This is a genomic window from Nonomuraea sp. CA-218870, assembly GCF_050936535.1.
GTDB lineage: Bacteria > Actinomycetota > Actinomycetes > Streptosporangiales > Streptosporangiaceae > Nonomuraea > Nonomuraea corallina.
Window position 1 is genome coordinate 1,403,659 of the sequence record NZ_JBNJMN010000001.1, and the last position, 25,729, is coordinate 1,429,387.

Here is a 25,729-nt window from a genome sequence, read left to right on the forward strand (position 1 = left end):
TGGTTCACTGCCTGAATGGAGCTGGCCTTTGACCGCCGGGGCACCGGCGAGCCGCTGATTCTGATCCACGGCATCGGTCACCACTGGCAGGGGTGGCTGCCGGTGCTGGATCGGCTGGCGGCGGCGCGTGACGTGATCGCCATCGACCTGCCCGGGTTCGGGCGTTCGCCCGGGCTGCCGGAGGGCGTCCCCTACACCCCTGAGTCGCTGGCCGACGCGGTCGAGTCGTTCTGCGCGCTGCTGGGCGTCCGCGACCCGCACGTCGCGGGCAACTCGCTCGGCGGCTACCTGGCGCTGGAGCTGGCCGCGCGCGGCACCGTACGCACGGCGACGGCGCTGTCGCCCGCCGGGTTCTGGTCCCGCTCCGAGCTGCTCTACTGCCAGGCGATGCTCAGGGCGACCCGGAGGACGGCGCGTTCGCTGCCGCCGGAGCGGGCCGCCGAGCTGGCGGAGAACCCGGTAGGCCGGGCGCTGTCGGTCGGCCTGATGGTCGCGCACCCGTCCCGCATGACGCCGACCGCGCTGCTCGCCGCGACGCAGGCGCTCGCCTCGGCGAGCGGGTTCGACGAGACGCTGGAGTCGTTCACGAACGTGATGCCGCCCGCGCCGCCCAAGTCGCCGATCACCATCGCCTGGGGCGAGCGCGACCGGCTGCTGCCGCGCCGCCAGGCGGTCCGCGCCGCCAAATGGTCGGGTCAGCGGGTCAGGCTGCTCAAGGGCTGCGGCCACCTGCCGATGACCGACGACCCGGCGCTGGTGACGCGGGTGCTGCTGGAGGGCAGCGGCGGCTAACGCATCGTCTGGCCCCACAGCAGGAGCATGACGATGATGAAGACGATCATCACTCCGGCGTAGCCGAGGGGTCCGAGCCGGATCGCCCGGCGCACCCGGTTCAGGCCCCAGGCGAACAGCAGGGCCAGGAAGACCAGGAGGATCAGGCCGCTGTCCATGCTGTCCAGTATGCGCCGCCGGCTCGGATCCGCGCGCGTCAAAAGCCGAAGGACCGGCCGATGATCTCCTTCATGATCTCGGTGGTGCCGCCGTAGATGGTCTGCACCCGGCTGTCGAGCCAGGCCTTGGCCACCGGGTACTCCATCATGTAGCCGTAGCCGCCGTGCAGCTGGAGGCACCGGTCGATGACCTTCGTCTGCAGCTCGGTCGTCCACCACTTGGCCTTGGCCGCGTCGACCGCGGTGAGCGTGCCGGCGTTGAGCGCCAGGATGCACTTGTCCACGTAGTGGCGGGCGATCTCGGTCTCGGTGGCCAGCTCGGCGAGCACGAACCGGGTGTTCTGGAACGAGCCGAGGTTGCGGCCGAACGCCTGACGGTTCCTGCAGTACTCGATCGTCTCGGCCAGCACCGTCTCAGCCGCCGCCACGGCCGCCACGGCGATCGACATCCGTTCCTGCGGCAGGTTGTTCATCAGCTGGAAGAAGCCCTGGCCGTCCTCGGCGCCCAGGCGGTTGGCGACCGGCACCCGCACGTTCTCGAAGAACAGCTCGGCGGTGTCCTGAGCCTTCATCCCGATCTTGTCGAGGTTGCGGCCGCGGCCGAAGCCCTCCATGCCCCGCTCCACGACCAGCAGCGTCACGCCCCTGGCGCCGGCCGACGGGTCGGTCTTGGCGACGACCACGACGAGGTCGGCGTTGATGCCGTTGGTGATGAACGTCTTCTGCCCGTTGACCACGTAGTGATCGCCTTCGCGGACCGCGGTCGTCCTGATGCCCTGCAGGTCGCTGCCGGCGCCCGGCTCGGTCATCGCGATGGCGGTGATCAGCTCGCCGCTGACGAACCCGGGCAGCCAGCGCTCCTTCTGCCCGTCGTCCGTCAGATCCACGAGGTACGGGGCCATGACGTCGTTGTGCAGCGAGAAGCCCAGGCCGGAGGCGCCCTTGCCGATGAGCTCCTCGACGATGACCGCGTTGTAGCGGAAGTCCTTGATGCCGGCGCCGCCGTACTCCTCGGGCACCGAGAACCCGAACATGCCGACCTCTCCGGCCTTCTTCCAGATGTCCCGGGGGACGATGCCGTCCTTCTCCCACTGGTCGTGGTGGGGGGCGACCTCGCGGGTCATGAACTCGCGGACGGTCTCCCGGAAGAGCAGGTGTTCCTCGTCGAAGAGGTCTCGCTCCATGACGCCTCCAAGGTGGGTTCGATGCGACCAGAATACGATTCTGGCGTCTGGACACGGGTTCATCACAAGTGCCGGGAGTTGTACCTGTTGCTCCGGTTGTCGACCCTAAGATCTACCTTCGGTTCCGTGTGCGTGATCGGAGAACTGCCGTGAGTCGGTGGCGTAAGGCGTGGATCGCCGCATCGGTCGGCTTGGTGGCCTCGGCCGGCCTTCTGACCATGCCCGCTGAGGCCCAGACCTTCAACCTGGTCGTGGACTACAGCTGCACCGACGGCGTGGCCGGGAACGCGCCGGTGACGCTCACGGCCCGGGTGAAGATCCCGACCAGTGTGCAGACGGGCAGCATGCTCTCGCTCGGCTGGGCGGTCGAGTACACCGGCACCCGCCGGTTCATGTCACCCGGCTACTTCCCGCCCGGAGCCCAGGTCTCGCTCGTCGGCAACGTCAAGCTGGAAGGCGCCTGGAACGGCGTCCTGCAGCCGCGCGGGGTCGAGGAGCAGGGCGCGCTCCAGCCCAACCAGCGCCTCGAAGCGCCCGAAGGCATGTCGTCCGAGGCGCACATGACCGAGGAAGGCGTGATCAGGCTCACGCCGCAGAACCTCACCGTCGACTTCGTCCCGCCCGCCGGCGAGGAGGTCGTCAACGACGACGCGCTGGACCGGATCACGTACAAGGGTCCCGGCTGGGCCTACCAGGGCTCCCTCCCGATGCAGTACGGCGACCACGGGCGTGACCTGCACACCACCAGCAACCGCACGGATGAGGCGGTCATCAAGTTCCACGGCACCGGGTTCGAGGTCCTCGGCCGCCGGATGCCCGACGTCGGCCGGATCCGCGTGATCATCGACGACGACGAGTCCGCGATCGTGGACACGTCCAGGACCGAGACCGGCGAGCCCACGAACGTCATCCAGGGCAACTCCACCCTGTGGCGGCGCGACGATCTGCCGTACGGGTTCCACCGGCTGGCCGTGCGGGCCCTGGACGACGGCAAGAACATCCATCTCGACGCGTTCAAGCTGCTCACCGCGGAGATGATCAACCCGCCGACGCTGCACCGGGCCACCTGCACGATCACCAACAACCCGGGCACGGTCGAGATCAACGTCGGTGGATCGAGCCCCGGCCCGACGGACACGGTCACCCCGACCTCGACCCCCACGGACACCGACCAGCCGACCGACGACCCGACGGACACCACGTCGCCGACGCCGAGCACCAGCACCAGCACCACCCCGCCCGGCCGGCACCCCTTCCCCACGTCGAGCGGGCACGTGAGCGTCGTGGTGCCGGGAGGCACCGCGACGCCCACCGCGACGCCCACCGTCAACCCCACCGTCACGAACTACAAGGCGCAGGTCCTCGCGACCCCGACGGGCGGGGTGGACACCGGTGAGGCGCCCGAACGGGAGACCGGCTCACCCGGCCTGCTGCTGGGCGGAAGCCTGCTGCTGATGGGCAGCGTCACCGGCGGCCTGCTGATGCGCCGCCGCCGGGCCGAGCACGCCGGAGGGATGGACCGATGACCCAGCCGCAGAAGTCCCCGACGAGCCGCGCCACGCCGGCGCTGCTGATCGCCGGCTCGCTCGGCGGCGTCGGCGTCATCATGGTCGGCCTGCTGTCGTTCATCCCGCCGGTGGACGACGGATCAGGGCCGGTCCCTCAGGCCCAGCAGGGCGAGCCGACGGCGGTGCAGTTCCAGAACGCGGGCGCCTTCCAGCTCGCTCCCACCGTGGGCCCCGGCGGCAAGGACGTGCCGCTCACCCCCGCCCGCCTGGAGGCGCCGCCGCCTCTGGCCGCCGTGCCGACCGTGGCGGCGATCCCGCCGGTCAAGTCCAAGGCCGCCAAGGCCAGGACCAGGCCGACCCGGATCAAGATCCCCGAGATCAAGGTCAACGCGAGGATCGGCGCCGTCAAGCTTTCCAAGACGGGCGTCCTCGGCACCCCGCCGCTCAGCAAGCCGAACCTGACGGGCTGGTACAACAAGAGCCCGCTCCCCGGCGAGCTCGGCCCCTCGATCATCAACGGCCACGTCAGCACCAAGAAGGGCGCGGCCGTCTTCAAGCGCCTCGGTGAGCTGGCCAAGGGCGACCACATCTACGTGTACAGGTCGGACGGCAAGGTCGCCCGCTACACCGTGAGCGGGATCGAGCAGGTCAGCAAGAAGACGTTCCCGACGAACCGGGTCTACGGCAACACCAACGACGCCCAGCTCCGCCTGATCACCTGTGGAGGCGTCTACAACAAGAAGGCGCACAGCTATACCGACAACATCGTGGTGTACGCGACGCTGTCGAAGAAGAAGGGCTGACGGACGGGGTTTTGGCGGTTTACAGAAGCCTGACAGGATGAGTCCGTATGCTCTTGGCTCGACGTGACCATGAAGACTGTGCTGAATTGGAGTAGGACAGTGCTGACGTCCCAGGCGCGGCGCCGCCTCGCCCAGAAGACCTCCTCGGCCTTAGTGCTGGTGGGCACCTCCGTCCTTCTCGCTGGTTCGCTGCTCGTCGGCTCGGCCCCCGCCAGTGCGGCGACGCTCGTGGCCGAGAAGAGCTTCACCTACGCCTGCAGCGGCGGCCCTTTCAGCAACACGTCCATCACGGTCAAGCTGAGCGCCCCTGATTCGGCGGCGGCGGGATCGCCGGTCAACGTCACCGTCGGCATCCCCGCTCTGACCCTCCGCCAGGCGGCGACGACCGCGACGACCGTGTCGGCCAACGCCACGCTGACGGTCACGAACGGCACGGTCACCCCGGGCCCGAAGACGGGGGCCGAGGTCGCGGCCAACCAGACCGCTGTCCCTGCGGGTGACGTGATCTATCCCGTCGCGGTCACCGCGGCGGCGACCGGCAACGTGACCGTCAAGCCCGCGAACCTCACGCTGGCCCTCGCCTCGGCCGCAACCACCGTGACGACCTGCACCACCACATCCACCGAGGTGCTGGAGGTGCCCATCGGCGCCGGCGGTGGCGGCGACAACGTGGTCTCCTACCAGTGCACGCTCGCCACCACCAGCGGCACCGACCCCGCCTACCCCGCCACCGTGGACGTCAAGATCACGGCGACCATGCCGACCGGGGCCAAGACCAACCAGGACGCCTCCATCACCTGGGCGAGCGCCGTGCAGACGACCGGTGACGAGCTGAAGGTGCCGACGGGCGGCTTCCCGGCCGGCAGCAAGTTCTTCGCCACGGTCAAGGCCAGCGGCGCCGGAGCCGCCGCCACCGCGACGGGCGAGGCCGCCGCCACCGGGACGGCCGGGCAGAGCCTGACGACCCTGCCCACCGTGACCATCAAGGTGCGACCCACGACCGCCGGCACCGTCACCATCACGCCCGGAGACCTGGCCTTCGGCACGACCGCGGCCGCCGCGGCCGTCAAGTGCGCGGCTCCGGCGACCGGCCTGCCGACCTTCACGTTCCAGGTCACCGCGGGCAGCGCGTCGCCGAGCCCCAGCCCGAGTCCCAGTCCCAGTCCCAGTCCCAGCCCGAGCAACACCACCCCGACGCCGACCAGGACCACCACGGTGATCGTCACCGAGACGCCCGACGAGGAGACCAGCCCGACGAGGCGGTCGTCGCGGACGCCCAAGGACGGGGTGGCCACCGGGGCCGGCGGAGAGGCCGGGCCTGACGGGCGGATGTTCATCCTCGCCGGGTCGATGCTGGTCCTGGCCGCCGGGGGCGGCGGGCTGCTGATGCGCCGGCGCGCCACCAGGGGGTGATCGGCCATGGTCAACCAGTATCCGTACGGCTCACCCGTACCGCCGCCTCAGCCGCAGGACGACGGCGGGAGGGCGTTGCGGACGACGTTGCTGGTCGCGGCGATCGCCGGAGTGGTGACCGTGGTCGCCGGGATGTTCATCGTGCTCGGCTCTCCGGAGGAGTACGGGCTGGCGAGCGACCGCGACTCGCTGGGCCTGACCGCGCAGCCTGACGGGAAGGCGGAGCAGGCGCTGTGGCAGGCGGACCCGGACGCGCCGCCGCCGCTGCCGCAGATCCAGCCGGCGGCGGCGATGCTGCCGTCGACGCCGGTACGGCTGAAGATCAAGCGGCTCGGCGTCGACGCCCCGGTCAGGTCCGTGGGCCTGGCCAGGGACGGCACGATCCAGGTGCCGCCGGCGGACAACCCCAACCTGGTGGGCTGGTACCGCAACATGTCGACCCCGGGCGAGGCCGGCCCGGCGGTGCTGCTCGGCCACAAGGACACCCGGACGCGCAGTGCCGTGTTCAGCCGCCTGCCCGAGCTGCGCAACGGCGACACGATCGAGGTCAAGCGGCAGGACGGCGTCACGGCCGTGTTCACGGTCGGCGGCGTCGAACAGGCGGACAAGAAGACGTTCCCGACGGAGCGGGTGTACGGGCCGCAGCAGAACGCGCAGCTCCACCTGATCACCTGCGGTGGCGCCTACAACCGCAACACCGGCCACTACACCGACAATGTCATCGTGTACGCCACGATGACGAGCTCCTATCGAAGCTGACCGCGGAGGCGCGCAATGGGCTGGATGGCGAAGCGGAGACTGCGTACTGGCCCCACGGCGGCGCTGCCCGCCAGGCCGGACCGCGCGGAGTTGCTGCGGCTGGTACGCCTGGCCGATCCGGGGGCGCGGGAGGACGGCGACGACATCGTCGCGGTGGACGTGCGGGTGCACGCGCCCGTGGAGGCGGAGCCCGACCTGGTCGGCGGCGAGCTGGAGCAGGTGTGGGCGTGCCGGGTGACGGCTGAGGGCCCGCTGCCCGTCGACTTCTTCGACCGTCACCTGGCGGAGGGGCTGGCGTTCCGGCTGGGCGGGCTGGCCGTGTGCCGGGGCGTGGTGGACGACCCGGCCGACGAGAGCCGGCCGGGCGGCCCCGCGGTCATCCTGCCGGCCCCGCCCGCCGCCGAGGAGCTGATCGAGCTGTTGGAGGGCGAGGTCGAGCAGGAGGAGGAGTTCGTCTTCGTCGCCGGCGGTGTCCGCGTCCTGGTCGTGCCGGAGAAGGGCCGCCCGCCCGCCGCCGGGGAGCTGCTGCCGTTCGCGGCCGAGCTGACCGCCGTCGAGCTGCGCGGTGACGACCAGGCCAAACTGGGCACCCTGGCACTGGCGCTGTCGGAGGCGCTGAACGGGCTGGTCGTGGACAGATGGCGGTTCCGCGTCGACCGGCCGGAGGATCTTCTGCCGCCTTCGTGATAGGCAACCGATCATAGTTCTGCTGTACTCTCGGGGAGAGAACCGAATATTGCTCGGTTTACAGGAGGCACAGTGGCAGAGGCGTACATCGTCGGGGCCGTCCGGACCCCGGTCGGGAAGAAGAAGGGCGGCCTTTCCACCGTCCACCCCACGGACCTGGCGGCGCACACGCTCAAGGCGCTGATCGACCGCACCGGGGTCGATCCCGCGGCGGTGGAAGACGTGATCATGGGCTGCGTCATGCAGTTCGGCCCCCAGAGCATGGACATCGCCCGCAACGCCTGGCTGTCGGCCGGGCTGCCGGAGACGACCCCCGGCGTGACCATCGACCGCCAGTGCGGCTCCTCGCAGCAGTCGATCCACTTCGCCGCGCAGGGCGTCCTCTCGGGCACGCAGGACCTGGTGGTGGCGGCCGGCGTCGAGTCGATGAGCATCGTGCCGATGGGCTCGTCGATCTCCGCCGCCCTGGAGAAGGGCATGCCGTTCCCGTTCGGCGAGACCTGGGTCGAGCGGTACGGCAAGCAGGAGATCTCCCAGTTCCGCGGCGCGGAGCTGATGTGCGAGAAGTGGGGCCTCAAGCGCGAGGAGCTGGAGCGCTTCGCCCTGGAGTCCCACCAGCGGGCGGCCAAGGCCATCGCCAACGGCTACTTCAAGGAGCAGATCGCGCCGATCAACGGCGTCGAGGACGACGAGGGCCCGCGTGCCGACACGACGCTGGAGAAGATGGCGTCGCTGAAGACGCTGAAGGAGGGCGGCCAGATCACCGCCGCCACCTCCTCCCAGATCTCCGACGGCTCCGGCGCCCTGCTCATCGCCTCGGAACAGGCCGTCAGGGACCACAACCTGACCCCGCGGGCGCGCATCACCCAGCTCACGATCGTCGGCGACGACCCGGTCTACATGCTGACCGCGCCGATCCCGGCCACGCAGAAGGCGCTGAGCAAGGCCGGGCTGTCGATCGACGACATCGACGTGGTGGAGATCAACGAGGCGTTCGCGCCGGTGCCGCTCGCCTGGATCAAGGAGCTCGGCGCCGACCCGGCCCGGGTCAACCCCAACGGCGGCGCCATCGCCCTGGGCCACCCGCTGGGCGCGACGGGCACAGTCCTCATGACGAAGCTGCTGAACGAGCTGGAGCGCACCGGCGGCAGGTACGGCCTGCAGACGATGTGCGAGGGCGGCGGCCAGGCCAACGTCACCATCATCGAGCGCCTCTGAGGCTCGTCGGGGCCGGCGGCGGGGACCTTGGCGGGCGACCCCGCCCCCGGCCTCCGACGCGAACGGCGCCCCGCCCCCCTTCGTGGGGGCGGGGCGCCGTCCGCTTCTACCACCATCCTGGTAGTGGCTTGGGGATCAGCGGCCCTTGGGCGGGATGCGGCGGGGCGGCGCGATGGGGCGCTGCGGCAGCCGAGGCATCTGCACGGGCGGGCGCTTGACTGACTTACCGGACTTGCCGGAAATATGGGCACGCATAAGAAGGCTCCTTTACGCAATGACAGGGAACGGGTGTCGGCTTCGCGGCCGGGCTTCAAGGCCCCGGCTCATCACTGGTAAAGGCGCATGCCCTTGACGGTAGATGTCCCCTAAGGCGCTGCACAACCGATTTATCCGTCACCGTCGGCCTCGGCCCCTCCGGTTCCCCTGCTGACGAGGGTCCTTTCTCGCCGTGAGGATAAGGCGTACTGTCGGCGGGAGGATGCTATGAGCGAGTACGCCAAGGCAAGGGAGCTCGGCGAGCAGGCCCGTGAGCGAGAGTGGACCCGCCCGAGCTTCGCCAAGCAGCTGTTTCTCGGAGATCTCCGGCTGGATCTGGTGCATCCGGTCCCCGCGCCGCCCGACGAGGCCGCCAAGCGCGGGGAGGAGTTCGTCCGGGCGGTCCGGCGCTTCCTCGACACGCACGTCGATCCGGCCGCGATCGAGCGTGACGGGCGCATCCCGGACGAGGTGGTCAAGGGCCTGGCCGGGCTGGGCGCCTTCGGGATCACGATCGGCGAGGAGTACGGCGGGCTCGGCCTGCCCTACCTGTACTACTGCCGCGCGCTCATGCTGGTCGGCTCGTACTGCCCGGCGCTGGCGACGCTGCTGTCGGCGCACCAGTCGATCGGGGTGCCGCAGCCGCTGAAGCTGTTCGGCACCGAGGAGCAGAAGCGCGCGTTCCTGCCCCGGTGCGCGCGCGGGGAGATCTCCGCGTTCCTGCTCACCGAGCCCGACGTGGGCTCCGACCCGGCCCGGCTGTCGACCACGGCGGTGCGCGACGGCGACGAGTACGTGCTCGACGGGGTCAAGTTGTGGACCACCAACGGGGTGGTCGCCGATCTGCTCGTGGTGATGGCCCGTACCGGGAAGAAGATCAGCGCTTTCGTGGTCGAGGGCGACTCGCCGGGCATCACGGTCAGGCGGCGCAACGCGTTCATGGGGTTGCGTGGCATCGAGAACGGGGTGACGGAGTTCTCCCAGGTCAGGGTGCCGGCGGCGAACCTGATCGGCCGTGAGGGGGAGGGGCTCAAGATCGCCCTGACCACCCTCAACACCGGCCGGCTGTCGCTGCCCGCCTCCTGCGCCGGGCACGCCAAGTGGGCGGTGAAGATCGCCCGTGAGTGGGGCAACGCCCGCGTCCAGTGGGGGCGCAAGGTGGGCGAGCACGAGGCCGTCGCCACCAAGGTCGCCTTCATCGCCGCGACCGCGTACGCCCTGGAGGCCGTCTCGGACCTGACCGCCAGGCTGGCCGACGGGAAGGGCAGCGACATCCGCATCGAGGCGGCGCTGGCCAAGCTGTACGCGACCGAGCTGTCCTACCAGGTGCTCGACGAGCTGGTCCAGATCAGGGGCGGGCGCGGCTACGAGACCGCCGAGTCGCTGGCGGCGCGCGGCGAGCGTGGCGTGCCGGCCGAGCAGATGCTGCGCGACACCCGGATCAACCGCATCTTCGAGGGCTCCTCCGAGATCATGAGGCTGCTCATCACGCGCGAGGCCGTCGACGCCCACCTGAGCGCCGCGGGCGAGCTGATCGACCCGGAGGCCTCACGGCAGGCGCGTGCCCAGGCGCTCAGGCGGGCCGCCCGCTTCTACGCCCGCTGGCTGCCGTCGCTGGTCACCGGCGCGGGTCAGGTGCCGACCTCCTACGCGGGGTTCGGCCCGCTGTCGACCCACCTGCGCTTCGTGGAGCGGACCAGCCGCAAGCTGGCCCGATCCCTCTTCTACGGCATGTCCCGCTGGCAGGGGAGGCTGGAGCACAGGCAGGCGTTCCTCGGCCGGATCGTCGACATCGGCGCCGAGCTGTTCGCCATGACCGCGGCCTGCGTCAAGGCCGCCGAGGACGCCGGTGACCTCGGACGCCGCCCGCAGGAGCTCGCCGACACGTTCTGCAGGCAGGCCAGGGGGCGGGTGGACGCGCTGTTCGACCGGCTCTGGGACAACAGCGACGACCACGACGTGCGGCTGGCCCGCTACGTGCTCGACGGCCGCTACTCCTTCCTGGAGGAGGGCATCCTCGACCCGTCGATCGAGGGGCCGTGGATCGGCGAGCCGGAGGGCGGGGAGAACGTGCGCCGGAAGACCCGCTGACTCTGGTCTAGACCAGACGGCGAAAGTTGTTGTCGTTCCGCAACTCTCCGGTATAGACCGGCTGGCGAGCCCGCGCTTACGCTTGCGCAAACGCGTGGCGTCGCGGCGGTCGCGGCGCGATACACCTGGGCAGCGTCTGGCGGCTGGTACGGACCAGCATGACCTGTCCGATGAGAAGGCGGTACTTACGGTGAGAATGAGACTTGTGGGCGGCGCCGCTCTCGGCCTGGCTACCGTGCTGGTCCTGACCAGCTGTGGCTCCAGCACGCCCGACAGCGGTGGCGGCGGCGGTGACCAGGCCGACGGCGGCCAGGTCACGCTCAAGATGGTCGCCGCCGACTACGGCGACGGCCCCGGCAAGCCCAACTCCGGCGACACGTTCTGGAAGGGCGTGGTCGACGAGTTCCAGGCGGCCAACCCGAACATCAAGGTCGACGTCCAGGTCATCAACTGGAACGACATCGACAAGCAGGTCGCCACCATGATCCAGAACGGTCAGGTGCCCGACATCCTGCAGACCGGCGACTACTCCGGGTTCGTCGCCGACGACCTGCTCCACAAGGTCGACGAGGTCCTGTCCCCGAACGTGTCCGGCGACCTGCTGCAGAAGTTCGCCGAGTACGGCAAGGTCGACGGCACGGCCTACGGCATCCCGTTCGTGTCCTCCGCCCGCGCCCTGTTCTACAACAAGGACCTGTTCGACAAGGCCGGCGTCGCCGAGCCGCCCAAGACGTGGGACGAGCTCAAGGCCGCGGCCGAGAAGCTCAAGGCGGCCGGCGTCAGCCAGCCGTTCGGCCTCCCCCTCGGCCAGGAGGAGGCGCAGGGCGAGTCGTTCCTGTGGATGCTCGGCAACGGCGGCGGCTACAAGGACGCCTCCGGCAAGTGGGCGATCGACTCCCCGCAGAACGTCGAGACCTTCACCTACATGAAGGGCCTGGTCGACGCCGGGCTGACCACCCCCAACCCCGGCACCAAGGACCGCAAGACGGTCTGGGAGGACTTCGGCGCGGGCAAGGTCGGCATGGTCAACGGCGGCCCCATGTCCATCCCGATCTTCGACGCGGCCGGCCTGAAGAACTACGGCGTCGCGCCCATCCCCGGCAAGACCGGCCCGCTCGACACCACCCTCGGCGTCATGGACTGGATCATGGCGTTCAACAAGAACGGCCACGCCGAGGAGATCAAGAAGTTCCTCGACTTCTTCTACACCGGCTCCGCCGCGCAGAAGATCAGCGACACCTACAAGCTGCTGCCCGTCACCAACGGCGGCATCGAGAAGCTGTCGGGCGACGAGAAGCTCAAGCCGTTCCTGGACGCGCTGCCCAACGCCAGCTTCTACCCGTTCCAGGACCCGAAGTGGGCCGAGCTGAACCCGGCGATCAAGCAGACCATCGGCGGCGCCGTCAAGGACGACCCCGCCGCGGTCCTCGGCGAACTGCAGAAGACCGCCGAGGCCGGCTGAGCGACGGGGGCCCGTACGGCCGGCGCCTCGCCCCGGGGCGCCGGCCGTACTCCCTCCACGGAGGAGCTTTATGAGAAGGTTGCGCGCCCTGGAGCCGCTGGCCTGGATCGGGCCCGCGGTGGTGCTGATCGTGGTCGTGGTGCTCTGGCCGGTCGTCGAGATGATCCGGTCCTCGTTCCTGAAGATCAGCCGGGTGGGCGTGGTCCGCGGCTATAACGGCTTCGACAACTACGAGAAGCTGTTCGCCGAGAAGGACTTCGCCGACATCATGGTCCGCAGCGTGATCTGGGTGGTGGCCGTCGTCGTCCTCACCGTGGTGATCTCGCTCGCCCTCGCCCAGCTGTTCAACCAGCGCTTCCCCGGCCGCAAGATCGCCCGGTGGGCGCTGATCGCACCCTGGGCCGCGTCCGTGCTGATGACCGCCATCGTCTTCCGGTGGATGCTCGATCCCGAGGTCGGCGTCATCAACCAGATCAGGCTGAGGCTCGGGCTCATCGACGCGCTCGGCGGCGCCTCAGCCGACCAGCTCGGCGACGCCTCCACCGCCATGCCGTGGCTGGTGTTCGTGGCGGTGTTCGTGTCCATCCCGTTCACCACGTACGCGCTGCTCGCCGGCCTCGCCACCATCCCCGCCGACGTGTACGAGGCGGCCAAGATGGACGGCGCCTCCAGGCTGCGCACCTACTGGTCGATCACGCTGCCGCTGCTGCGGCCCGCGCTGACCGTCGCCGTGCTGATCAACATGATGAACGTCTTCAACAGCTTCCCGATCATCTGGGCGATGACGCACGGCCAGCCGGGCTACTCGACGGCGACCTCGACCATCTTCATGTTCATCCTCAAGAGCTCCGACATCGGCGAGTCCGCCGCCATGTCGGTGGTCAACTTCGGAATGGTGCTCGTGATCACCGCGGTCTTCCTCAAGATCTCGCGCTGGAACAGGGCGGTGGCGTGATGGCAGTGGGAACGGCCCCGAAGGCGCCCGCGCGCCCCTCCCGCACCCGGCCCTCGCCGGTCAGGCACCGCGCGATGCCCAGGCTCAAGACCACGGTGACCGCGGCCGTCGCGTACGTGGTCGCGTTCATCTTCCTGTTCCCGTACCTGGTGATGCTGCTGACCTCGCTGCGTCCCCAGGAGAACCTCCGCGACGCCACCCTCCTGCCGGCCCAGTGGGAATGGTCCAACCTGGTCAACTTCTGGAGCAGCGGCCTGGCGGGCAACCTCGTCGTCACCCTCCAGGTGGCGGCGGGCTCCACGGTCCTGGTGCTGCTGGTGGCCCTGCCGGCCGCCTACTACTCCGCCCGCCACGACTTCCGGGGCCGGACGTTCTTCCTGATCCTCGTGCTGATCACCCAGATGTTCCAGCCGACGTCGATGCTGGTGGGCATCTACCGGGAGTTCTCCCAGTTCGGGCTGGTGGACTCGATCTGGTCGCTGATCCTGGTCAACGGCGGGTTCAACCTGGCGTTCGCGGTGTGGATCCTCAACGCGTACTTCTCCTCGATCCCGCGCGAGCTGGAGGAGGCCGCGTTCATCGACGGCAACGGACGTTTCGGCGCGCTGTTCCGCATCACGCTCCCGCTGGCCATGCCGGGGGTGATCACCGCGTTGATCTTCACGTTCATCGCGGCCTGGAACGAGTTCGTCGTCGCCCTGACGCTGACCACCACCCCGGAGAACCAGCCGCTGACCGTGGCGCTCAACTCGTTCATCGGCCAGTACCAGGTCGACTGGCAGAACCTGTTCGCCGGCTCGGTGATCGCGACGATCCCGGTCATCATCCTGTTCGCCCTGATCGAACGGAAGGTCGTCGGCGGCCTGACGGCCGGCTCCATCAAGTGACGGCGGGTCTCAGCCGGGGACGCGGGCGACGCAGAAGACCGTCTGCCCGAACGGCGGCCGGACGAAGCGCTCGATGAGCCGGGTCATCGGCACCACCGTCCGGTCGTAGATCTTGACCAGGCGCGGGTCCGGATAGCCCACGCCGCCCCGGCGCACCGCCGCCCACCAGGCGATGCCGCCCAGGAAGTTGATCGGCTTGAGCACCTCGATGTCCAGCCCGGCCCGGCCCACGGTCGCGGCCAGGGTCTTGGGCGTGTAACGCTGCACGTGGCCGACCTTGCGGTCGAAGTCGCCGTACAGCTGCATGTAGCCCGGCACCCAGATGACGATCCGTCCGCCCGGCAGGGTGACGCGCGCCAGCGAGCGCAGCGCCTCGGCGTCGTCCTCGATGTGCTCCAGGACGTTCATCATCACGACGGTGTCGACCTTGTCCTCGAGCGGGATCTCGGTCGGCAGGCCGAACTGCAGCACGTCGATGTCGTCACGGCCGGCGAAGCGCTTCTTGAGCTGCTCGACGCAGTAGGGATCGAAGTCGCTGACCACGAGCCGGTCGAGCCGCGGCAGGAACTGCTCGGCGAAATGGCCCAGCCCGGAGCCGATCTCCAGCAGGGAGCGGCCGACGTGCGGGGCGACCATGTCGAACTCGTACTTCCGGTAGTTCTTCGCCTCGTCGCCGCCGAGGTGGTTCTCCAGAGCCTCGTCACCGGCCGCCGGCTGCACCACACGGTCATAACCAGAAGACATAGTCGTCGATCCTTACGGGGTCGCGGGAATGGCCAGAGTCTAGTGCCCGTCCGGCCGCCGAGGTCACCCGAACGCTCTTCCGTCCCGGCCGCTCATGCGATGGAATCGGTCACGCCCATGGACGACGCCGAGGCCATCGCCCGCTCGCTGGAGGGCGACCTGAGCGCCTACGAGGTGCTGGTCGCCCGCTACAGCGCGCTCGCGCACCGCACCGCGGTCCTGTTCGGCGCGCGCGACGAGGCCGAGGACGTGGTGCAGGAGGCGTTCGTCAAGGCGTTCCGGCATCTGGCGTCGTTCCGCCGCGAGTCGGAGTTCCGCCCGTGGCTGCTGCGCATCGTGGCCAACGAGACGCACAACCTGACCCGGGCGCGCGGCCGCAGGTCGGAGCTCACGGTACGGCTGAGCGCCACGGCAGAGGTGAAGGCCCCCGACGACCCGGAGGGCGCGGCCGTGGCCACCGACCGGCGCGCGCGGCTGCTGGAGGCGGTCCGTGCGCTGCCGGAGCGGGAACGCCGGGCCGTGCTCTGCCGGTACTTCTTACAGCTGTCGGAGGCCGAGACCGCCCAGGTGCTCGGCTGGCCGGTGGGCACCGTCAAGTCCAGGACGCACCGCGGCCTGGCCAGGCTCAGGGAGGAGGCGGGGCATGAGCTCGGATGAGCGTTTCGACGACCTGGAGGCCGAACTGCGCGCCCTGGCCGGCTCCCTCGACGTGCCGGCCCCGCCGTCCGAGCAGGTGGCGGCGGCCGTACGGGCCAGGCTGGAGACCGAACGGGCCGGGCTGGAGACCGAACGGGCCGGGCTGGAGACCGAACGGGCCGGGCTGGAGACCGAACGGGCCGGCGCGCGGGGCCGCCGGCCGGCCAGGAGGTGGCGCACGCGCCGGCGGGTGGTCGCGGCGGTGCTGGTGGCGCTGGTCGCGGTCACGGCGGCGACCCCGCAAGGCAGGCAGGCGGTGACGGCGGTCCTCCGGTACGCCGGGATCGAGCTGCGCCTGGGCGGCGAGACCCCGGCCCCGGTGCCCACGCCGGCCCCGCTGCCGGGGGAGCGGGAGGTCCCGGCGGAGGAGGTCGCCGGGCAGGTCGCGTTCCCCGTCAGGACGCTGACCGCGCTGCGCGAGCCCGAGCGCGTCACCGTCGGCGACGGCGGCCGGGTGGTGTCGATGTTCTGGCCGGACGGCATCCGGCTGGACCAGTTCGACGGCCGGATGGAGCCGTTCTTCTTCAAGCGGCTCGGCGCGCCGTTCCCCGAGGAGACCGAGGTCGACGGCGTCGGCGGCTTCTGGCTGCGGGGCTCGCACCCGCTCGGCTACATCACCCGGGTGAACGGGGAGTCGGTGCCGCTGCGCCAGGCCGGGCCCACGCTCATCTGGCAGTCGGGCGAGGTCGGCCACCGGCTGGAAGGGGCCCCGTCGATGGCGCGGGCGGTCGAGCTGGCCGGCTCACTCCGGTGAGGCCAGCCAGTCGTCGACGCCCTTCAGCAGCTCCTTGCGGACCGACTCCGGCGCGGCCGACGCCCTGATCGACTGACGCGCCAGCTCGGCGATCTGCGCGTCGCCGAACCCGTACACCTCCCGGGCCAGCTCGTACTGGCGCAGCAGCCGCGCCCCGAACAGCAGCGGGTCGTCGGAGCCGAGCGCGATCGGCACCCCCGCCTCGAACAGCCGGCGCAGCGGCACGTCCGCCGCCCTCTCGGCCACCCCCAGGCCGACGTTGGAGGTGGGGCACACCTCGCAGCAGATCCCCCGCTCGGCCAGCCGTTCCATCAACCGGCGGTCCTCGGCCGCGCGGACCCCGTGGCCGACCCGGTCGGCGCCGAGGTCGTCCACGCACTGCGCCACGCTCCGCGGACCCAGCAGCTCCCCGCCGTGCGGCACCGCCAGCAGCCCGGCCCGCTTGGCGATGCGGAACGCGCGGTCGAAGTCGCGGGCCTGCCCGCGCCGCTCGTCGTTGGACAGCCCGAACCCGACCACGCCCTTGCCGGCGTACTGGGCGGCCAGCCGGGCCAGGGTGTTGGCGTCGAGCGGGTGGCGCGTCCGGTTGGCCGCCACCACCACCGCGATCCCGGCGCCCGTCTCCTGCGACGCCTGCTCGGCCGCGTCCAGCACCAGCTCAAGCGTGGCCGTCAGCCCGCCGAACAGCTGCTGGTAGCCCGACGGGTCCACCTGGATCTCCAGCCATCGCGACCCGGCCGCCATCTCGTCCTCGGCGGTCTCGCGCAGCAGCCGGTGGACGTGCTCCGGCCGGCGCAGCACCGACCTGGCGATGTCGTACAGCCGCTGGAACCGGAACCAGCCGCGCTCGTCGGTCGCCCGCAGTCTCGGCGGCCAGTCGTCCTCCAGCGCGTCGGGCAGGTGGAGGCCCTGCTCCCTGGCCAGCTCGATCAGCGTCGAGTGGCGCATGGAGCCGGTGAAGTGAAGATGCAGGTGGGCCTTGGGAAGTGAGAGCAGGGACCTTGCCATCGCCACATTTTGCCACTGGACCGGGCTGCGACTTGCCGCGACGGCGCCGCTCCTGTAGGAGACTAGGGACCTTTCCCGCCTTCCGGTCATGGAGTGGTGATGCGGCGCCTGGCTTCGGTGTTCCTGACACTGAGCCTTGCCGCGTGCGGTCCGTCCGCCCCCGCCCCGCAGATCGCCAGGCCCAGCCCGGTCGCCGCCGTGACGGGGCCCGCGCTGTCGTGCGGCGCCGCCTTCGTGGAGATCGCCGCCATGCCCCCCGGCACGACCAGGTCCGGTACGTTCCGGCAGCTCAGGTCCCTCACCCGCAAGCTCAAGGTCAGGGGCGAGATCTGGAGCCGGGGCGCCGAGCGGCTGCACGTCGGCGTCGTCTGCGGGGTCAGGACCGCCGAGGAGTTCGCCACCCTCGTCACGCGCGCCACGCTCGGGATGCACCACGGCAAGCCCGCGCTCAGCTGGGAGACCGGCGGCGGGGTGCACCACTTCATGTGGCTGGAGCGCCCCGGCACCGCCGTCTACGTCTCCGCCACCCCCGGCCTGTCGACCGAGATCGACCGCATCGCCGACGCGGTCACCGGGTAGTCCCCAGATGACGCTGCGTGCGCACATCGGGGGAGAGTCATGGGCCGCGACGAGGACTACGCTGCGGGCGTGCCGGCCCTTGAGGTGCTGGACCCCGCGCCGGTGGGCGTCGCCGTCACGCTCGGCCCGGACCACCGGCTGATCTACGCCAATCACGCGTACCGGTCGATGTTCGGCGACGTGCCGCTCGGCGTCCCCATCAGGGAGGCGTTCGGCGACGCCGGTGACCGCGAGAGCTTCCACCGGTTCGATCAGGTGCGGGAGACCGGCGAGCCGGTCGTCGTGGTCGAGTCGCCGGCCGGGCCGCTGACGACGACGGCCGGGCAGGAGCGGTTCTTCACCTTCAGCCTGTCGCGGGCCGCCTTCCCCCACGTCGAGCACGGCGTGATGGTGATGTGCCTGGAGGTCACCGAGGAGGTCACCACGGCGCGGCGGATCCGCGCCCTGGCCGAGGACCGCACCCGCATCCTGCGCCGCTACGCGAGCCTGGTCCGGGTGAGCGGGCAGCTCATCTGGGTCAACTCCGTCGACGGCAGCCTCGTCGAGCCCATCCCCGAGTGGGAGGGACTGACGGGCCAGACCTGGGAGGAGTACCGCGGCGACGGGTGGCTGGCGGCCATCCACCCGGACGACCGTCAGGGGTTCGAGGAGTCGTTCGCGCGCGCCCGCCGGGAGGTTCCCGCCGTGTGGGAGCACGTCTATCGCCTGCGCACGATCGACGACGGCTACCGCCACTTCGTGTCCAGGGGCGTGCCCGTCATGGAGAACGACCGGGTCGTGGAGTGGGTGGGCACCTGCACCGACATCGAGGACTGGTGGCAGCGCCAGCGCCGCCGGGAGCTGCTCACCCGCGCCGCCCAGGCCATGGGCAGCCGGGAAAGCCTCGAAGAGACGATGACCGCGCTGGCCGAGCTGATCGTGCCCGACCTGGCCGACGGATGCGGCGTCCACCTGGTCAGCGACCTGGTCCAAGGGCCGGTCGGGGAGCCGTCGCTGGTCGTCCAGCGCGTCGCCTCGGCCGCCGGCCCGACCCTGCCGCGCATGCCGCCGGTCGACGCCGAGCGCCTGCCGTCGCCGACGGGCGCCTTCGTCGAGGCCATCAGGCACGCCCGGCCCGTCCTGCGGACGTTCCCGCCGGGCTCGCCGCCGGAGGACGTCGGCCCCGCGGGCACCCTGGCCTGGCTGCGGGCGTGCGACGCCAACGGCCTGGCGATCCTGCCGGTGACGATCGACGGCACGGTCACCGCCGTGGTCACCGCCGCCACCTGCGGCGAGCGCCCGCCCGTCGGGCGAAGCGACGTCGACCTGCTGCTGGAGACCTTCGAACAGGCCCAGGACATGCTGCGCAACGTGATGGCCCTGCAGCGGGCCCGCCGGTTCGCCGTCGCCGTCCAGCACAGCCTGCTCGCCGAGCCGCCGCACGTCCCCGGCCTGGAGCTCGCGGTCCGCTACCGGCCCAGCCCGTCAGCGGCCGAGGTGGGCGGCGACTGGTACGACGCCTTCGTGCTCCCCGACGGCGCCGTCGTGCTGGTCATCGGCGACGTGGCCGGTCACGACCTGCGCGCGGCCGTAGCCATGGGCCGGCTGCGCAACATGCTCCGCGGCCTGGCCGTCGACCGGTGGGAGCCGCCTGGGGAGATCCTGGACCGGCTCAACAAGGCGACCCGGACGCTCTACGGCGACGACACCGCCACGTGCGTCCTGGCCAGGGTCGAGCGCCACGGCGACGGTCACGAGCTCCACTACGCGGTGGCGGGCCATCCGCCGCCGCTGCTGGTCACCGAGGACGCCCGCTGCCGGTTCCTCGACTCGGCCGCCGGCCCGCTGCTGGGCCTGCCGTATCCGGGCCCGTACGTCTCGGCGCGCGAACCGCTGCCCCCGCACAGCACCCTGCTGCTCTACACCGACGGCCTGGTCGAGCGGCGGGGCGAGGACTTCGGCGACGGCCAGGCCCGCCTGTGCGGCACCGCCGCCGCACAGGCCCGCGCGCCCCTGGACGAGTTCTGCGACCGCCTGCTGAGCGGCATGCCACTCTCCGAGGCCGACGACGTCGCCCTGATCGCCCTGCGCCTCCCCGGCGGCTGAACGGTCAGCGGGCCTCGGCCAGCAGCTTGCCGAGGCGGCTGACGCCCTCCGCCAGGTCGTCGTCGCCCAGGGCGTACGACAGCCGGAAGTAGCCGGGGGTGCCGAACGCCTCGCCCGGCACCACGGCCACCTCCGCCTCCTCCAGGATCAGCTCCGCCAGCTCGGCCGACGACCGGGGACGGCGGCCGCGCAGCTCCTTGCCGATGAGGTCCTTGACCGACGGGTAGGCGTAGAAGGCGCCCTTGGGCTCGGGGCAGAGCACGCCCGGGATGTCGTTGAGCATCCGCACCATCGTCTGCCGCCGCCGGTCGAACGCCTCGCGCATCCGGGCCACCGCCGACAGGTCGCCGGAGACCGCCGCCAGCGCGGCCATCTGCGAGACGTTGGCGACGTTGGACGTGGCGTGCGACTGCAGGTTGGCCGCCGCCTTGACCACGTCGGACGGGCCGATCAGCCAGCCGACCCGCCAGCCCGTCATCGCGTACGTCTTGGCCACGCCGTTGAGGATCACGACCCGGTCGCCCAGCTCGGGGACGGCCGTGGCGATGCTGGTGAACTCGGCTCCGCCGTACGTCAGGTGCTCGTAGATCTCGTCGGTGATCACCCACAGGCCGTGCCCGGCCGCCCAGCGGCCGATCTCGGCCGTCTGCTCGGGCGAGTGGACGGCGCCCGTCGGGTTGGACGGCGAGACGAACAGCAGCGCCTTCGTGCGGTCGGTGCGGGCCGCCTCCAGCTGCTCGACGCCCGCCAGGTAGCCCGTGGTCTCGTCGGTGACGACGTCGACCTGCACGCCCCCGGCCAGCTTGATCGCCTCGGGGTAGGTCGTCCAGTAGGGGGCCACGACCAGGACCTCGTCGCCCGGGTCGAGCAGAGTGGCGAACGCCTCGTAGACGGCCTGCTTGCCGCCGTTGGTCACCAGCACCCGCGACGCGTTGACCTCGTAGCCGGAGTCGCGCCGCGTCTTGTCGGCGATCGCCTGCCTCAGCTCGGGCAGTCCGGCGGCCGGGGTGTACTTGTGGAAGCGGGGCTCACGCGCCGCCGCCACGGCGGCCTCGACGATGTAGTCGGGCGTCGGGAAGTCGGGCTCGCCCGCGCCGAAGCCGATGACCGGACGGCCGGCCGCCTTCATCGCCTTGGCCTTGGCGTCCACGGCGAGGGTCGCGGACTCGGAAATCGCGGAAACACGTGTGGAGACACGGCGTCGGGTGGACATGTTTCCATCGTCCCACGCGCGTGTGACCTGGGCGATCAGGTTCGGGTTCGACGTGGCGGGCAATCTTCCGTACACTTTCGCCAGGTCCTGAGCCGCATGTCGATGCGGCGTTCGGTCCAGGCAGTGAGTCGATCAGGGTAATGTGGTTGACGACATAGGGCACTGGCGCAATTGGTAGCGCACCGGTCTCCAAAACCGGCGGTTGGGGGTTCGAGTCCCTCGTGCCCTGCGAGTGCGGTCCGCGCAATAATGGCGTGTAGGCGCCGCAAAGCTGCGTTGGATACGACGGATTCAGGTGAGGACTGTGGCGATCGACACGCGCGGCGAGACCGCAGGCAAGCCCAGTGGCGAAAAGAAGAAGCGGACTTCTCCGGCTCTTTTCTACCGTCAGGTCGTCGGTGAGCTCCGTAAGGTCATCTGGCCGACCCGCAAGGATCTGGTCACCTACACCACGGTGGTCCTGGTGTTCGTGGTGATCATGGTCGGCATCATCTACGGCCTCGACGCCGCGTTCGGCTGGGCCGTCCTGCAGATCTTCGGCGGCTGATCCTGATCGCATACGGCGCCCGCCCGGCGGAGTCGCCGTTCGATACGACGAAAGAGGAAGAGTCACCGTGTCCGAGTCTTCAGTGCCGGCCGGCGATCCCCGCGAGGAGCGGGACGCCGAGCTGGAAGAGGCCTTCTCCGAGGCCGCTGAGGAGACCGTCGAGGACGTCGCCGGCGGCGACGAGGGCGACGAGACCGCCGAGGCGGCCGTGGCCGAGGACGACGGTGACGTCGAGCCCGACGTCGACCCGGTCGAGGAGTTCAAGCGCTCGCTCCGCGGCCTTCCCGGCGAGTGGTACGTGATTCACTCCTACGCCGGCTACGAGAACCGCGTGAAGTCCAACATCGAGAGCCGCAACGTGTCGCTCAACATGGAGGACTACATCTACCAGGTCGAGGTGCCGACGCACACCGTCCAGGAGTTCAAGAGCGGCAAGAAGGTGCCGGTCAAGGAGCGCGTGCTGCCCGGTTACGTCCTGGTGCGCATGGAGCTGACCGACGAGTCCTGGGCCGCGGTGCGCAACACGCCCGGCGTGACCGGCTTCGTCGGCCTGTCCAACAAGCCCAGCCCGCTCAGCCTCGACGAGGTCGCCAAGCTGCTCGCTCCCGAGCCGACCGAGGAGAGCAAGAAGGCCGCCGCCAAGACGCCCTCCGGCCCGGCCGTCGAGTTCGAGATCGGCGAGTCGGTCACCGTCATGGACGGCCCGTTCGCCACTCTGCCCGCCTCGGTCAGCGAGATCAGCCCCGAGTCGCAGAAGCTCAAGGTGCTGGTCTCGATCTTCGGTCGTGAGACCCCGGTCGAGCTGTCGTTCAACCAGGTCTCGAAGATCTGAGGCGGTCGCCTACAATTAAACGTTCGGTCGGCCGCCTGTCGCGAAGGGCGGCCTTCCGACATGTCCGGGCGCACCCGCGTTCCGGAGACGCATCACCCCATCAGGACCCGGAGAAGGACACATGCCTCCGAAGAAGAAGATCGCGGCTCTGGTCAAGGTCCAGCTTCCCGCTGGCCAGGCCACGCCCGCCCCGCCGGTCGGTACCGCCCTCGGTCCCCACGGCGTCAACATCATGGACTTCGTCAAGCAGTACAACGCCGCGACGGAGGCCCAGCGGGGCAACATCATCCCCGTTGAGATCACCATTTTCGAGGACCGCAGCTTCACCTTCGTCACGAAGACGCCCCCGGCGCCGGAGCTGATCAAGAAGGCGCTCGGCCTCGACAAGGGCAGCGCGACCCCGCACAAGGACAAGGTGGGCAAGCTCAGCCGCGAGCAGCTGCGCAGCATCGCCGAGACGAAGATGCCCGACCTCAACGCCAACAGCATCGAGCAGGCCGAGAAGATCATCGCCGGTACCGCCCGGTCGATGGGCATCACCGTCGCCGACTGACCCCCTTCCCACCCGTGGGAGGGCCGCCCGCCGGCCCGCACACCACTAGGAGACAGACATGCAGCGCAGCAAGGCGCACAAGGACGCGGCCGCCAAGATCGACCGCGACAAGCTTTACAGCCCGGCCGACGCGGCCAGGCTCGCCAAGGAGACGTCCACCACCAAGTTCGACGCCACCGTGGAGGTGGCGCTGCGGCTGGGCGTCGACCCTCGCAAGGCCGACCAGATCGTGCGCGGCACGGTCAACCTCCCGCACGGCACCGGTAAGACCGCCCGGGTCCTGGTCTTCGCGACCGGTGACCGTGCCGAGGCGGCCCGCGAGGCGGGCGCCGACATCGTCGGCGCCGACGAGCTGATCGACGAGATCTCCAAGGGCAACCGGCTCAACGAGTTCGACGCCGTGGTGGCCACGCCCGATCTGATGGGCAAGGTCGGCCGCCTGGGCCGCGTCCTCGGCCCGCGTGGTCTCATGCCCAACCCGAAGACCGGCACCGTGACGCCCGACGTCGCCAAGGCCGTGACGGAGATCAAGGGCGGCAAGATCGAGTTCCGCACCGACCGGCAGGCCAACCTGCACTTCATCATCGGCAAGACGTCGTTCGGCGAGCGCCAGCTCCTGGAGAACTACGCGGCCGCGCTGGAAGAGGTGCTGCGGCTCAAGCCGTCGGCGGCCAAGGGCCGTTACGTCAAGAAGGTGACGTTCTCCACGACCATGGGCCCCGGTGTCCCGGTCGACCCCAACGTCACCCGCGGCATCGTCGCCGAGCTCGACACGGTCTGACGCGTTCGCACGGAACGGCCCCGGCGCGCACCGCGCCGGGGCTTTTCCCTGTCCGCAGCCGTCCGGCCCGTTTGGTCTGATTCGCGTGGAGCCGTCTCAGGGACATCCCTGGGTTTTCCATGAGAACGTCGGGGAAAGCGCTACGACGAGTTCCCCGACACGTAGGGTCCAAATATGCTCAAGCGCAGGTTTTCTCTCGCCATCGCCGCGACCGCGGCCGCCCTGGCCGCCACCGCGGTCACCGGCTGTGGAACGAACGCGCAGCCCATCAACGTGAACTTGGCCGCCTCCGAGGTCCTGGCCCAGACGGCGCAGAAGACGACCGAGGTCAGCTCCTACACGGTCGACGCCGTCGTGGACGTCTCGCACCCGCAGGATGGCAGCGGCAAGGTCCAGGGCCGCATGCTCTACCAGAGCCGGCCCCAGCTCGCCCTCGACCTCACGGTCGACGCGGCCGACATGGGCGGCCGCGAGCTGCCCGGCGGCGCGCGGGTGGTCCTCCACGGCGACTCGGTGTACGTCAAGGTGGAGACGCTCAACAAGATGCTCGGCGCCACCAAGCCGTGGATCAGGGTGCCGCTCACCGAGGCGGGCGACCGCGACCAGGTCAACCAGGTGCTCGGCCAGGTGCAGCAGTTCGACCTGGCCAGCGTGACCACCATGATCACGACGTCTCAGGACGTCCGGTCGGTCGGCACCGAGAGCGTGGGCGGCACGGACACCACCCACTACAGCGGCACGTTCCCCGTCGAGGCCGCCGTGCGGCAGCTCCCGGCCGACAAGCAGGAGCACGCGCGGCAGAACCTCGCCGAACTGAAGGACGTCACGTTCGACATCTGGGTCGCCGCCGACGGTCTGCCCCGCAAGCTCTCCATGAGCGGTGCCAAGGAGGGCGGCAAGCTCGACGCCACGCTGATGTTCAAGGGCTACAACGAGCCCGTCGACATCAAGGCCCCGGCCGCCGACCAGGTCGGCGAGCTGCCGGAGGGCACCGTCAACTGAGAACGATTTGGAAACTCGGCGGCCAGCACGTAGGCTGGTCGTTGCCGAAGACCGCCGGTCGTCGCCAGGTGCCTCAAAGCCTGGCGACCGAAGGCTCCACGTCAGGTGGACGACCCGCGCAGGTGTGATGCGAGTTTCCCATATGGTCACCTTCCATATGTGCGAGCCCCGTGCGCCCTGCGCCCGGGGCTGTTCTCATGTCTGGGCCTTCACCGGTGGCACCACTGGAAGGAGGCCCATGGCGAGGGCGGATAAGGCGACAGCGGTTGCCGAGCTCAAGAGCGAGTTCGAAGGCAGCGCCGCCGCCGTTCTGACCGAGTACCGCGGTCTCACCGTCGCCCAGCTCAAGGAGCTGCGCACCTCTCTCGGTGAGAATGCGAAGTTCGCCGTGGCGAAGAACACCCTGACCAAGATCGCGGCCAACGAGGCCGGTTTCGCGGGTCTCGACGACCTGCTCACCGGGCCGACCGCGATCGCCTTCGTCAACGGCGACGTTGTCGAGGCGGCCAAGGGTCTGCGTGACTTCGCCAAGGCCAATCCCCTTCTGGTGATCAAGGGCGGCGTCCTCGACGGCAAGACGATGGACGCCACCGAGATCACCAAGCTCGCCGACCTCGAGTCCCGCGAGGTCCTCCTCGCGAAGCTTGCTGGCGCGATGAAGGCGAAGCAGAGCGCCGCTGCCGCGATGCTCGCCGCGCTGCCCACCAACATGGCTCAGCTGGCCGACGCCCTTCGCGCCAAGCGCGAAGAGGCGGGCGAGTAG

26 protein-coding genes and 1 tRNA gene are annotated in these 25,729 nt (G+C 70.2%); 22 read left to right on the top strand and 5 right to left on the bottom strand.

Annotated elements, in window-relative coordinates; translation table 11 throughout:
• Positions 1–15 precede the first annotated feature (15 nt).
• Positions 16–792, top strand: coding sequence for an alpha/beta fold hydrolase (locus tag ACQEUU_RS07160; RefSeq protein ID WP_433061957.1), 777 nt, complete (start codon positions 16–18; stop codon positions 790–792).
• On the opposite strand, the gene ACQEUU_RS07165 is transcribed toward ACQEUU_RS07160, so the two are convergent.
• The gene (locus ACQEUU_RS07165) at positions 789–950 is read right to left on the bottom strand and encodes a hypothetical protein (protein WP_270155872.1); all 162 of its coding nucleotides are present in this window, start codon (positions 948–950) and stop codon (positions 789–791) included. The two genes, ACQEUU_RS07160 and ACQEUU_RS07165, sit on opposite strands and share 4 nt — an antisense overlap.
• Before the next feature lie 38 nt (positions 951–988).
• A complete protein-coding gene (locus ACQEUU_RS07170; protein ID WP_433061960.1) occupies positions 989–2,134 on the bottom strand; it encodes an acyl-CoA dehydrogenase family protein in 1,146 nt (381 codons plus the stop codon).
• Positions 2,135–2,352: 218 nt separating this feature from the next.
• On the opposite strand from ACQEUU_RS07170, the gene ACQEUU_RS07175 reads away from it, so the two are divergent.
• The 10 genes from ACQEUU_RS07175 to ACQEUU_RS07220 all read left to right on the top strand — a co-directional run bounded on the left by ACQEUU_RS07175 (position 2,353) and on the right by ACQEUU_RS07220 (position 14,172).
• Entirely contained in the window at positions 2,353–3,660 is a 1,308-nt protein-coding gene (locus ACQEUU_RS07175) for a hypothetical protein (RefSeq protein ID WP_433061963.1), read from the top strand.
• Complete coding sequence (locus tag ACQEUU_RS07180; protein WP_433061966.1) at positions 3,657–4,445, top strand: class F sortase; 789 nt, start codon at positions 3,657–3,659, stop codon at positions 4,443–4,445. Before ACQEUU_RS07175 ends, ACQEUU_RS07180 begins: the two co-directional genes overlap by 4 nt.
• A 99-nt stretch (positions 4,446–4,544) precedes the next feature.
• Complete coding sequence (locus tag ACQEUU_RS07185) at positions 4,545–5,858, top strand: hypothetical protein (RefSeq protein WP_433061969.1); 1,314 nt, start codon at positions 4,545–4,547, stop codon at positions 5,856–5,858.
• Between the two features lie 6 nt (positions 5,859–5,864).
• A complete protein-coding gene (locus tag ACQEUU_RS07190; protein ID WP_433061972.1) occupies positions 5,865–6,617 on the top strand; it encodes a class F sortase in 753 nt (250 codons plus the stop codon).
• 24 nt (positions 6,618–6,641) lie between these two features.
• The gene (locus tag ACQEUU_RS07195) at positions 6,642–7,304 is read left to right on the top strand and encodes a hypothetical protein (protein ID WP_433061975.1); all 663 of its coding nucleotides are present in this window, start codon (positions 6,642–6,644) and stop codon (positions 7,302–7,304) included.
• Between the two features lie 72 nt (positions 7,305–7,376).
• Positions 7,377–8,522, top strand: coding sequence for an acetyl-CoA C-acetyltransferase (locus ACQEUU_RS07200; protein ID WP_433061978.1), 1,146 nt, complete (start codon positions 7,377–7,379; stop codon positions 8,520–8,522).
• Between the two features lie 483 nt (positions 8,523–9,005).
• A complete protein-coding gene (locus tag ACQEUU_RS07205) occupies positions 9,006–10,868 on the top strand; it encodes an acyl-CoA dehydrogenase family protein (protein ID WP_433061981.1) in 1,863 nt (620 codons plus the stop codon).
• A gap of 196 nt (positions 10,869–11,064) precedes the next feature.
• Positions 11,065–12,330 (top strand): extracellular solute-binding protein, encoded by a 1,266-nt coding sequence (locus tag ACQEUU_RS07210; RefSeq protein WP_433061983.1) that lies wholly within the window; start codon positions 11,065–11,067, stop codon positions 12,328–12,330.
• Between the two features lie 70 nt (positions 12,331–12,400).
• Positions 12,401–13,285 carry a carbohydrate ABC transporter permease gene (locus tag ACQEUU_RS07215; protein WP_433061986.1) on the top strand — a complete coding sequence of 295 codons (885 nt, stop codon included), beginning with the start codon at positions 12,401–12,403 and terminating at the stop codon, positions 13,283–13,285.
• Positions 13,285–14,172 (top strand): carbohydrate ABC transporter permease, encoded by an 888-nt coding sequence (locus ACQEUU_RS07220; RefSeq protein ID WP_433061989.1) that lies wholly within the window; start codon positions 13,285–13,287, stop codon positions 14,170–14,172. The genes ACQEUU_RS07215 and ACQEUU_RS07220 overlap by 1 nt, the downstream gene beginning before the upstream one ends.
• A gap of 9 nt (positions 14,173–14,181) precedes the next feature.
• On the opposite strand, the gene ACQEUU_RS07225 is transcribed toward ACQEUU_RS07220, so the two are convergent.
• A complete protein-coding gene (locus ACQEUU_RS07225; protein ID WP_433061992.1) occupies positions 14,182–14,916 on the bottom strand; it encodes a class I SAM-dependent methyltransferase in 735 nt (244 codons plus the stop codon).
• A gap of 99 nt (positions 14,917–15,015) precedes the next feature.
• On the opposite strand from ACQEUU_RS07225, the gene ACQEUU_RS07230 reads away from it, so the two are divergent.
• Together ACQEUU_RS07230 and ACQEUU_RS07235 are read left to right on the top strand one after the other, a co-directional pair.
• Positions 15,016–15,573, top strand: coding sequence for an RNA polymerase sigma factor (locus tag ACQEUU_RS07230; RefSeq protein ID WP_433061995.1), 558 nt, complete (start codon positions 15,016–15,018; stop codon positions 15,571–15,573).
• Positions 15,560–16,366 carry a hypothetical protein gene (locus ACQEUU_RS07235; protein WP_433061998.1) on the top strand — a complete coding sequence of 269 codons (807 nt, stop codon included), beginning with the start codon at positions 15,560–15,562 and terminating at the stop codon, positions 16,364–16,366. Before ACQEUU_RS07230 ends, ACQEUU_RS07235 begins: the two co-directional genes overlap by 14 nt.
• Here the strand turns inward: ACQEUU_RS07235 and ACQEUU_RS07240 are convergent.
• Positions 16,355–17,374 carry an adenosine deaminase gene (locus tag ACQEUU_RS07240; RefSeq protein ID WP_433062001.1) on the bottom strand — a complete coding sequence of 340 codons (1,020 nt, stop codon included), beginning with the start codon at positions 17,372–17,374 and terminating at the stop codon, positions 16,355–16,357. The two genes, ACQEUU_RS07235 and ACQEUU_RS07240, sit on opposite strands and share 12 nt — an antisense overlap.
• A gap of 99 nt (positions 17,375–17,473) precedes the next feature.
• On the opposite strand from ACQEUU_RS07240, the gene ACQEUU_RS07245 reads away from it, so the two are divergent.
• Both ACQEUU_RS07245 and ACQEUU_RS07250 read left to right on the top strand, forming a co-directional pair.
• Entirely contained in the window at positions 17,474–17,953 is a 480-nt protein-coding gene (locus tag ACQEUU_RS07245; protein WP_433062004.1) for a hypothetical protein, read from the top strand.
• A 39-nt stretch (positions 17,954–17,992) separates the two neighbouring features.
• A complete protein-coding gene (locus ACQEUU_RS07250) occupies positions 17,993–20,038 on the top strand; it encodes a SpoIIE family protein phosphatase (RefSeq protein WP_433062006.1) in 2,046 nt (681 codons plus the stop codon).
• Between the two features lie 4 nt (positions 20,039–20,042).
• Here ACQEUU_RS07250 and ACQEUU_RS07255 read toward each other — a convergent pair whose 3' ends face one another.
• Positions 20,043–21,251 (bottom strand): pyridoxal phosphate-dependent aminotransferase, encoded by a 1,209-nt coding sequence (locus tag ACQEUU_RS07255; RefSeq protein WP_433062009.1) that lies wholly within the window; start codon positions 21,249–21,251, stop codon positions 20,043–20,045.
• 156 nt (positions 21,252–21,407) lie between these two features.
• Between ACQEUU_RS07255 and ACQEUU_RS07260 the strand changes: the two genes are divergently transcribed.
• The 7 genes from ACQEUU_RS07260 (at position 21,408) to rplJ (ending at position 25,729) form a co-directional block, all read left to right on the top strand.
• A tRNA-Trp gene (locus tag ACQEUU_RS07260) sits at positions 21,408–21,480 on the top strand.
• Positions 21,481–21,555: 75 nt separating this feature from the next.
• Entirely contained in the window at positions 21,556–21,798 is a 243-nt protein-coding gene (gene secE, locus ACQEUU_RS07265) for a preprotein translocase subunit SecE (protein ID WP_433062011.1), read from the top strand.
• Between the two features lie 67 nt (positions 21,799–21,865).
• A complete protein-coding gene (gene nusG / locus ACQEUU_RS07270; RefSeq protein WP_433062014.1) occupies positions 21,866–22,630 on the top strand; it encodes a transcription termination/antitermination protein NusG in 765 nt (254 codons plus the stop codon).
• Positions 22,631–22,751: 121 nt separating this feature from the next.
• Positions 22,752–23,183 (top strand): 50S ribosomal protein L11, encoded by a 432-nt coding sequence (rplK, locus tag ACQEUU_RS07275; protein WP_270155849.1) that lies wholly within the window; start codon positions 22,752–22,754, stop codon positions 23,181–23,183.
• Between the two features lie 58 nt (positions 23,184–23,241).
• Positions 23,242–23,964 (top strand): 50S ribosomal protein L1, encoded by a 723-nt coding sequence (rplA, locus tag ACQEUU_RS07280; protein ID WP_433062017.1) that lies wholly within the window; start codon positions 23,242–23,244, stop codon positions 23,962–23,964.
• Positions 23,965–24,138: 174 nt separating this feature from the next.
• Positions 24,139–24,966 (top strand): LppX_LprAFG lipoprotein, encoded by an 828-nt coding sequence (locus tag ACQEUU_RS07285; RefSeq protein WP_433062020.1) that lies wholly within the window; start codon positions 24,139–24,141, stop codon positions 24,964–24,966.
• A 238-nt stretch (positions 24,967–25,204) separates the two neighbouring features.
• The gene (gene rplJ / locus ACQEUU_RS07290; protein WP_433062023.1) at positions 25,205–25,729 is read left to right on the top strand and encodes a 50S ribosomal protein L10; all 525 of its coding nucleotides are present in this window, start codon (positions 25,205–25,207) and stop codon (positions 25,727–25,729) included.

Bases quoted from the DNA above. Each gene is read 5' to 3' on its own strand.
- ACQEUU_RS07160 (WP_433061957.1), top strand. From the start codon at position 16: ATGGAGCTGGCCTTTGACCGCCGGGGCACCGGCGAGCCGCTGATTCTG.
- ACQEUU_RS07165 (WP_270155872.1), bottom strand. From the start codon at position 950: ATGGACAGCGGCCTGATCCTCCTGGTCTTCCTGGCCCTGCTGTTCGCC.
- ACQEUU_RS07170 (WP_433061960.1), bottom strand. From the start codon at position 2,134: ATGGAGCGAGACCTCTTCGACGAGGAACACCTGCTCTTCCGGGAGACC.
- ACQEUU_RS07175 (WP_433061963.1), top strand. From the start codon at position 2,353: ATGCCCGCTGAGGCCCAGACCTTCAACCTGGTCGTGGACTACAGCTGC.
- ACQEUU_RS07180 (WP_433061966.1), top strand. From the start codon at position 3,657: ATGACCCAGCCGCAGAAGTCCCCGACGAGCCGCGCCACGCCGGCGCTG.
- ACQEUU_RS07190 (WP_433061972.1), top strand. From the start codon at position 5,865: ATGGTCAACCAGTATCCGTACGGCTCACCCGTACCGCCGCCTCAGCCG.
- ACQEUU_RS07195 (WP_433061975.1), top strand. From the start codon at position 6,642: ATGGCGAAGCGGAGACTGCGTACTGGCCCCACGGCGGCGCTGCCCGCC.
- ACQEUU_RS07205 (WP_433061981.1), top strand. From the start codon at position 9,006: ATGAGCGAGTACGCCAAGGCAAGGGAGCTCGGCGAGCAGGCCCGTGAG.
- ACQEUU_RS07210 (WP_433061983.1), top strand. From the start codon at position 11,065: ATGAGACTTGTGGGCGGCGCCGCTCTCGGCCTGGCTACCGTGCTGGTC.
- ACQEUU_RS07215 (WP_433061986.1), top strand. From the start codon at position 12,401: ATGAGAAGGTTGCGCGCCCTGGAGCCGCTGGCCTGGATCGGGCCCGCG.
- ACQEUU_RS07220 (WP_433061989.1), top strand. From the start codon at position 13,285: ATGGCAGTGGGAACGGCCCCGAAGGCGCCCGCGCGCCCCTCCCGCACC.
- ACQEUU_RS07225 (WP_433061992.1), bottom strand. From the start codon at position 14,916: ATGTCTTCTGGTTATGACCGTGTGGTGCAGCCGGCGGCCGGTGACGAG.
- ACQEUU_RS07230 (WP_433061995.1), top strand. From the start codon at position 15,016: ATGGAATCGGTCACGCCCATGGACGACGCCGAGGCCATCGCCCGCTCG.
- ACQEUU_RS07235 (WP_433061998.1), top strand. From the start codon at position 15,560: ATGAGCTCGGATGAGCGTTTCGACGACCTGGAGGCCGAACTGCGCGCC.
- ACQEUU_RS07240 (WP_433062001.1), bottom strand. From the start codon at position 17,374: ATGGCAAGGTCCCTGCTCTCACTTCCCAAGGCCCACCTGCATCTTCAC.
- ACQEUU_RS07245 (WP_433062004.1), top strand. From the start codon at position 17,474: ATGCGGCGCCTGGCTTCGGTGTTCCTGACACTGAGCCTTGCCGCGTGC.
- ACQEUU_RS07250 (WP_433062006.1), top strand. From the start codon at position 17,993: ATGGGCCGCGACGAGGACTACGCTGCGGGCGTGCCGGCCCTTGAGGTG.
- ACQEUU_RS07255 (WP_433062009.1), bottom strand. From the start codon at position 21,251: ATGTCCACCCGACGCCGTGTCTCCACACGTGTTTCCGCGATTTCCGAG.
- rplK (WP_270155849.1), top strand. From the start codon at position 22,752: ATGCCTCCGAAGAAGAAGATCGCGGCTCTGGTCAAGGTCCAGCTTCCC.
- rplA (WP_433062017.1), top strand. From the start codon at position 23,242: ATGCAGCGCAGCAAGGCGCACAAGGACGCGGCCGCCAAGATCGACCGC.
- ACQEUU_RS07285 (WP_433062020.1), top strand. From the start codon at position 24,139: ATGCTCAAGCGCAGGTTTTCTCTCGCCATCGCCGCGACCGCGGCCGCC.
- rplJ (WP_433062023.1), top strand. From the start codon at position 25,205: ATGGCGAGGGCGGATAAGGCGACAGCGGTTGCCGAGCTCAAGAGCGAG.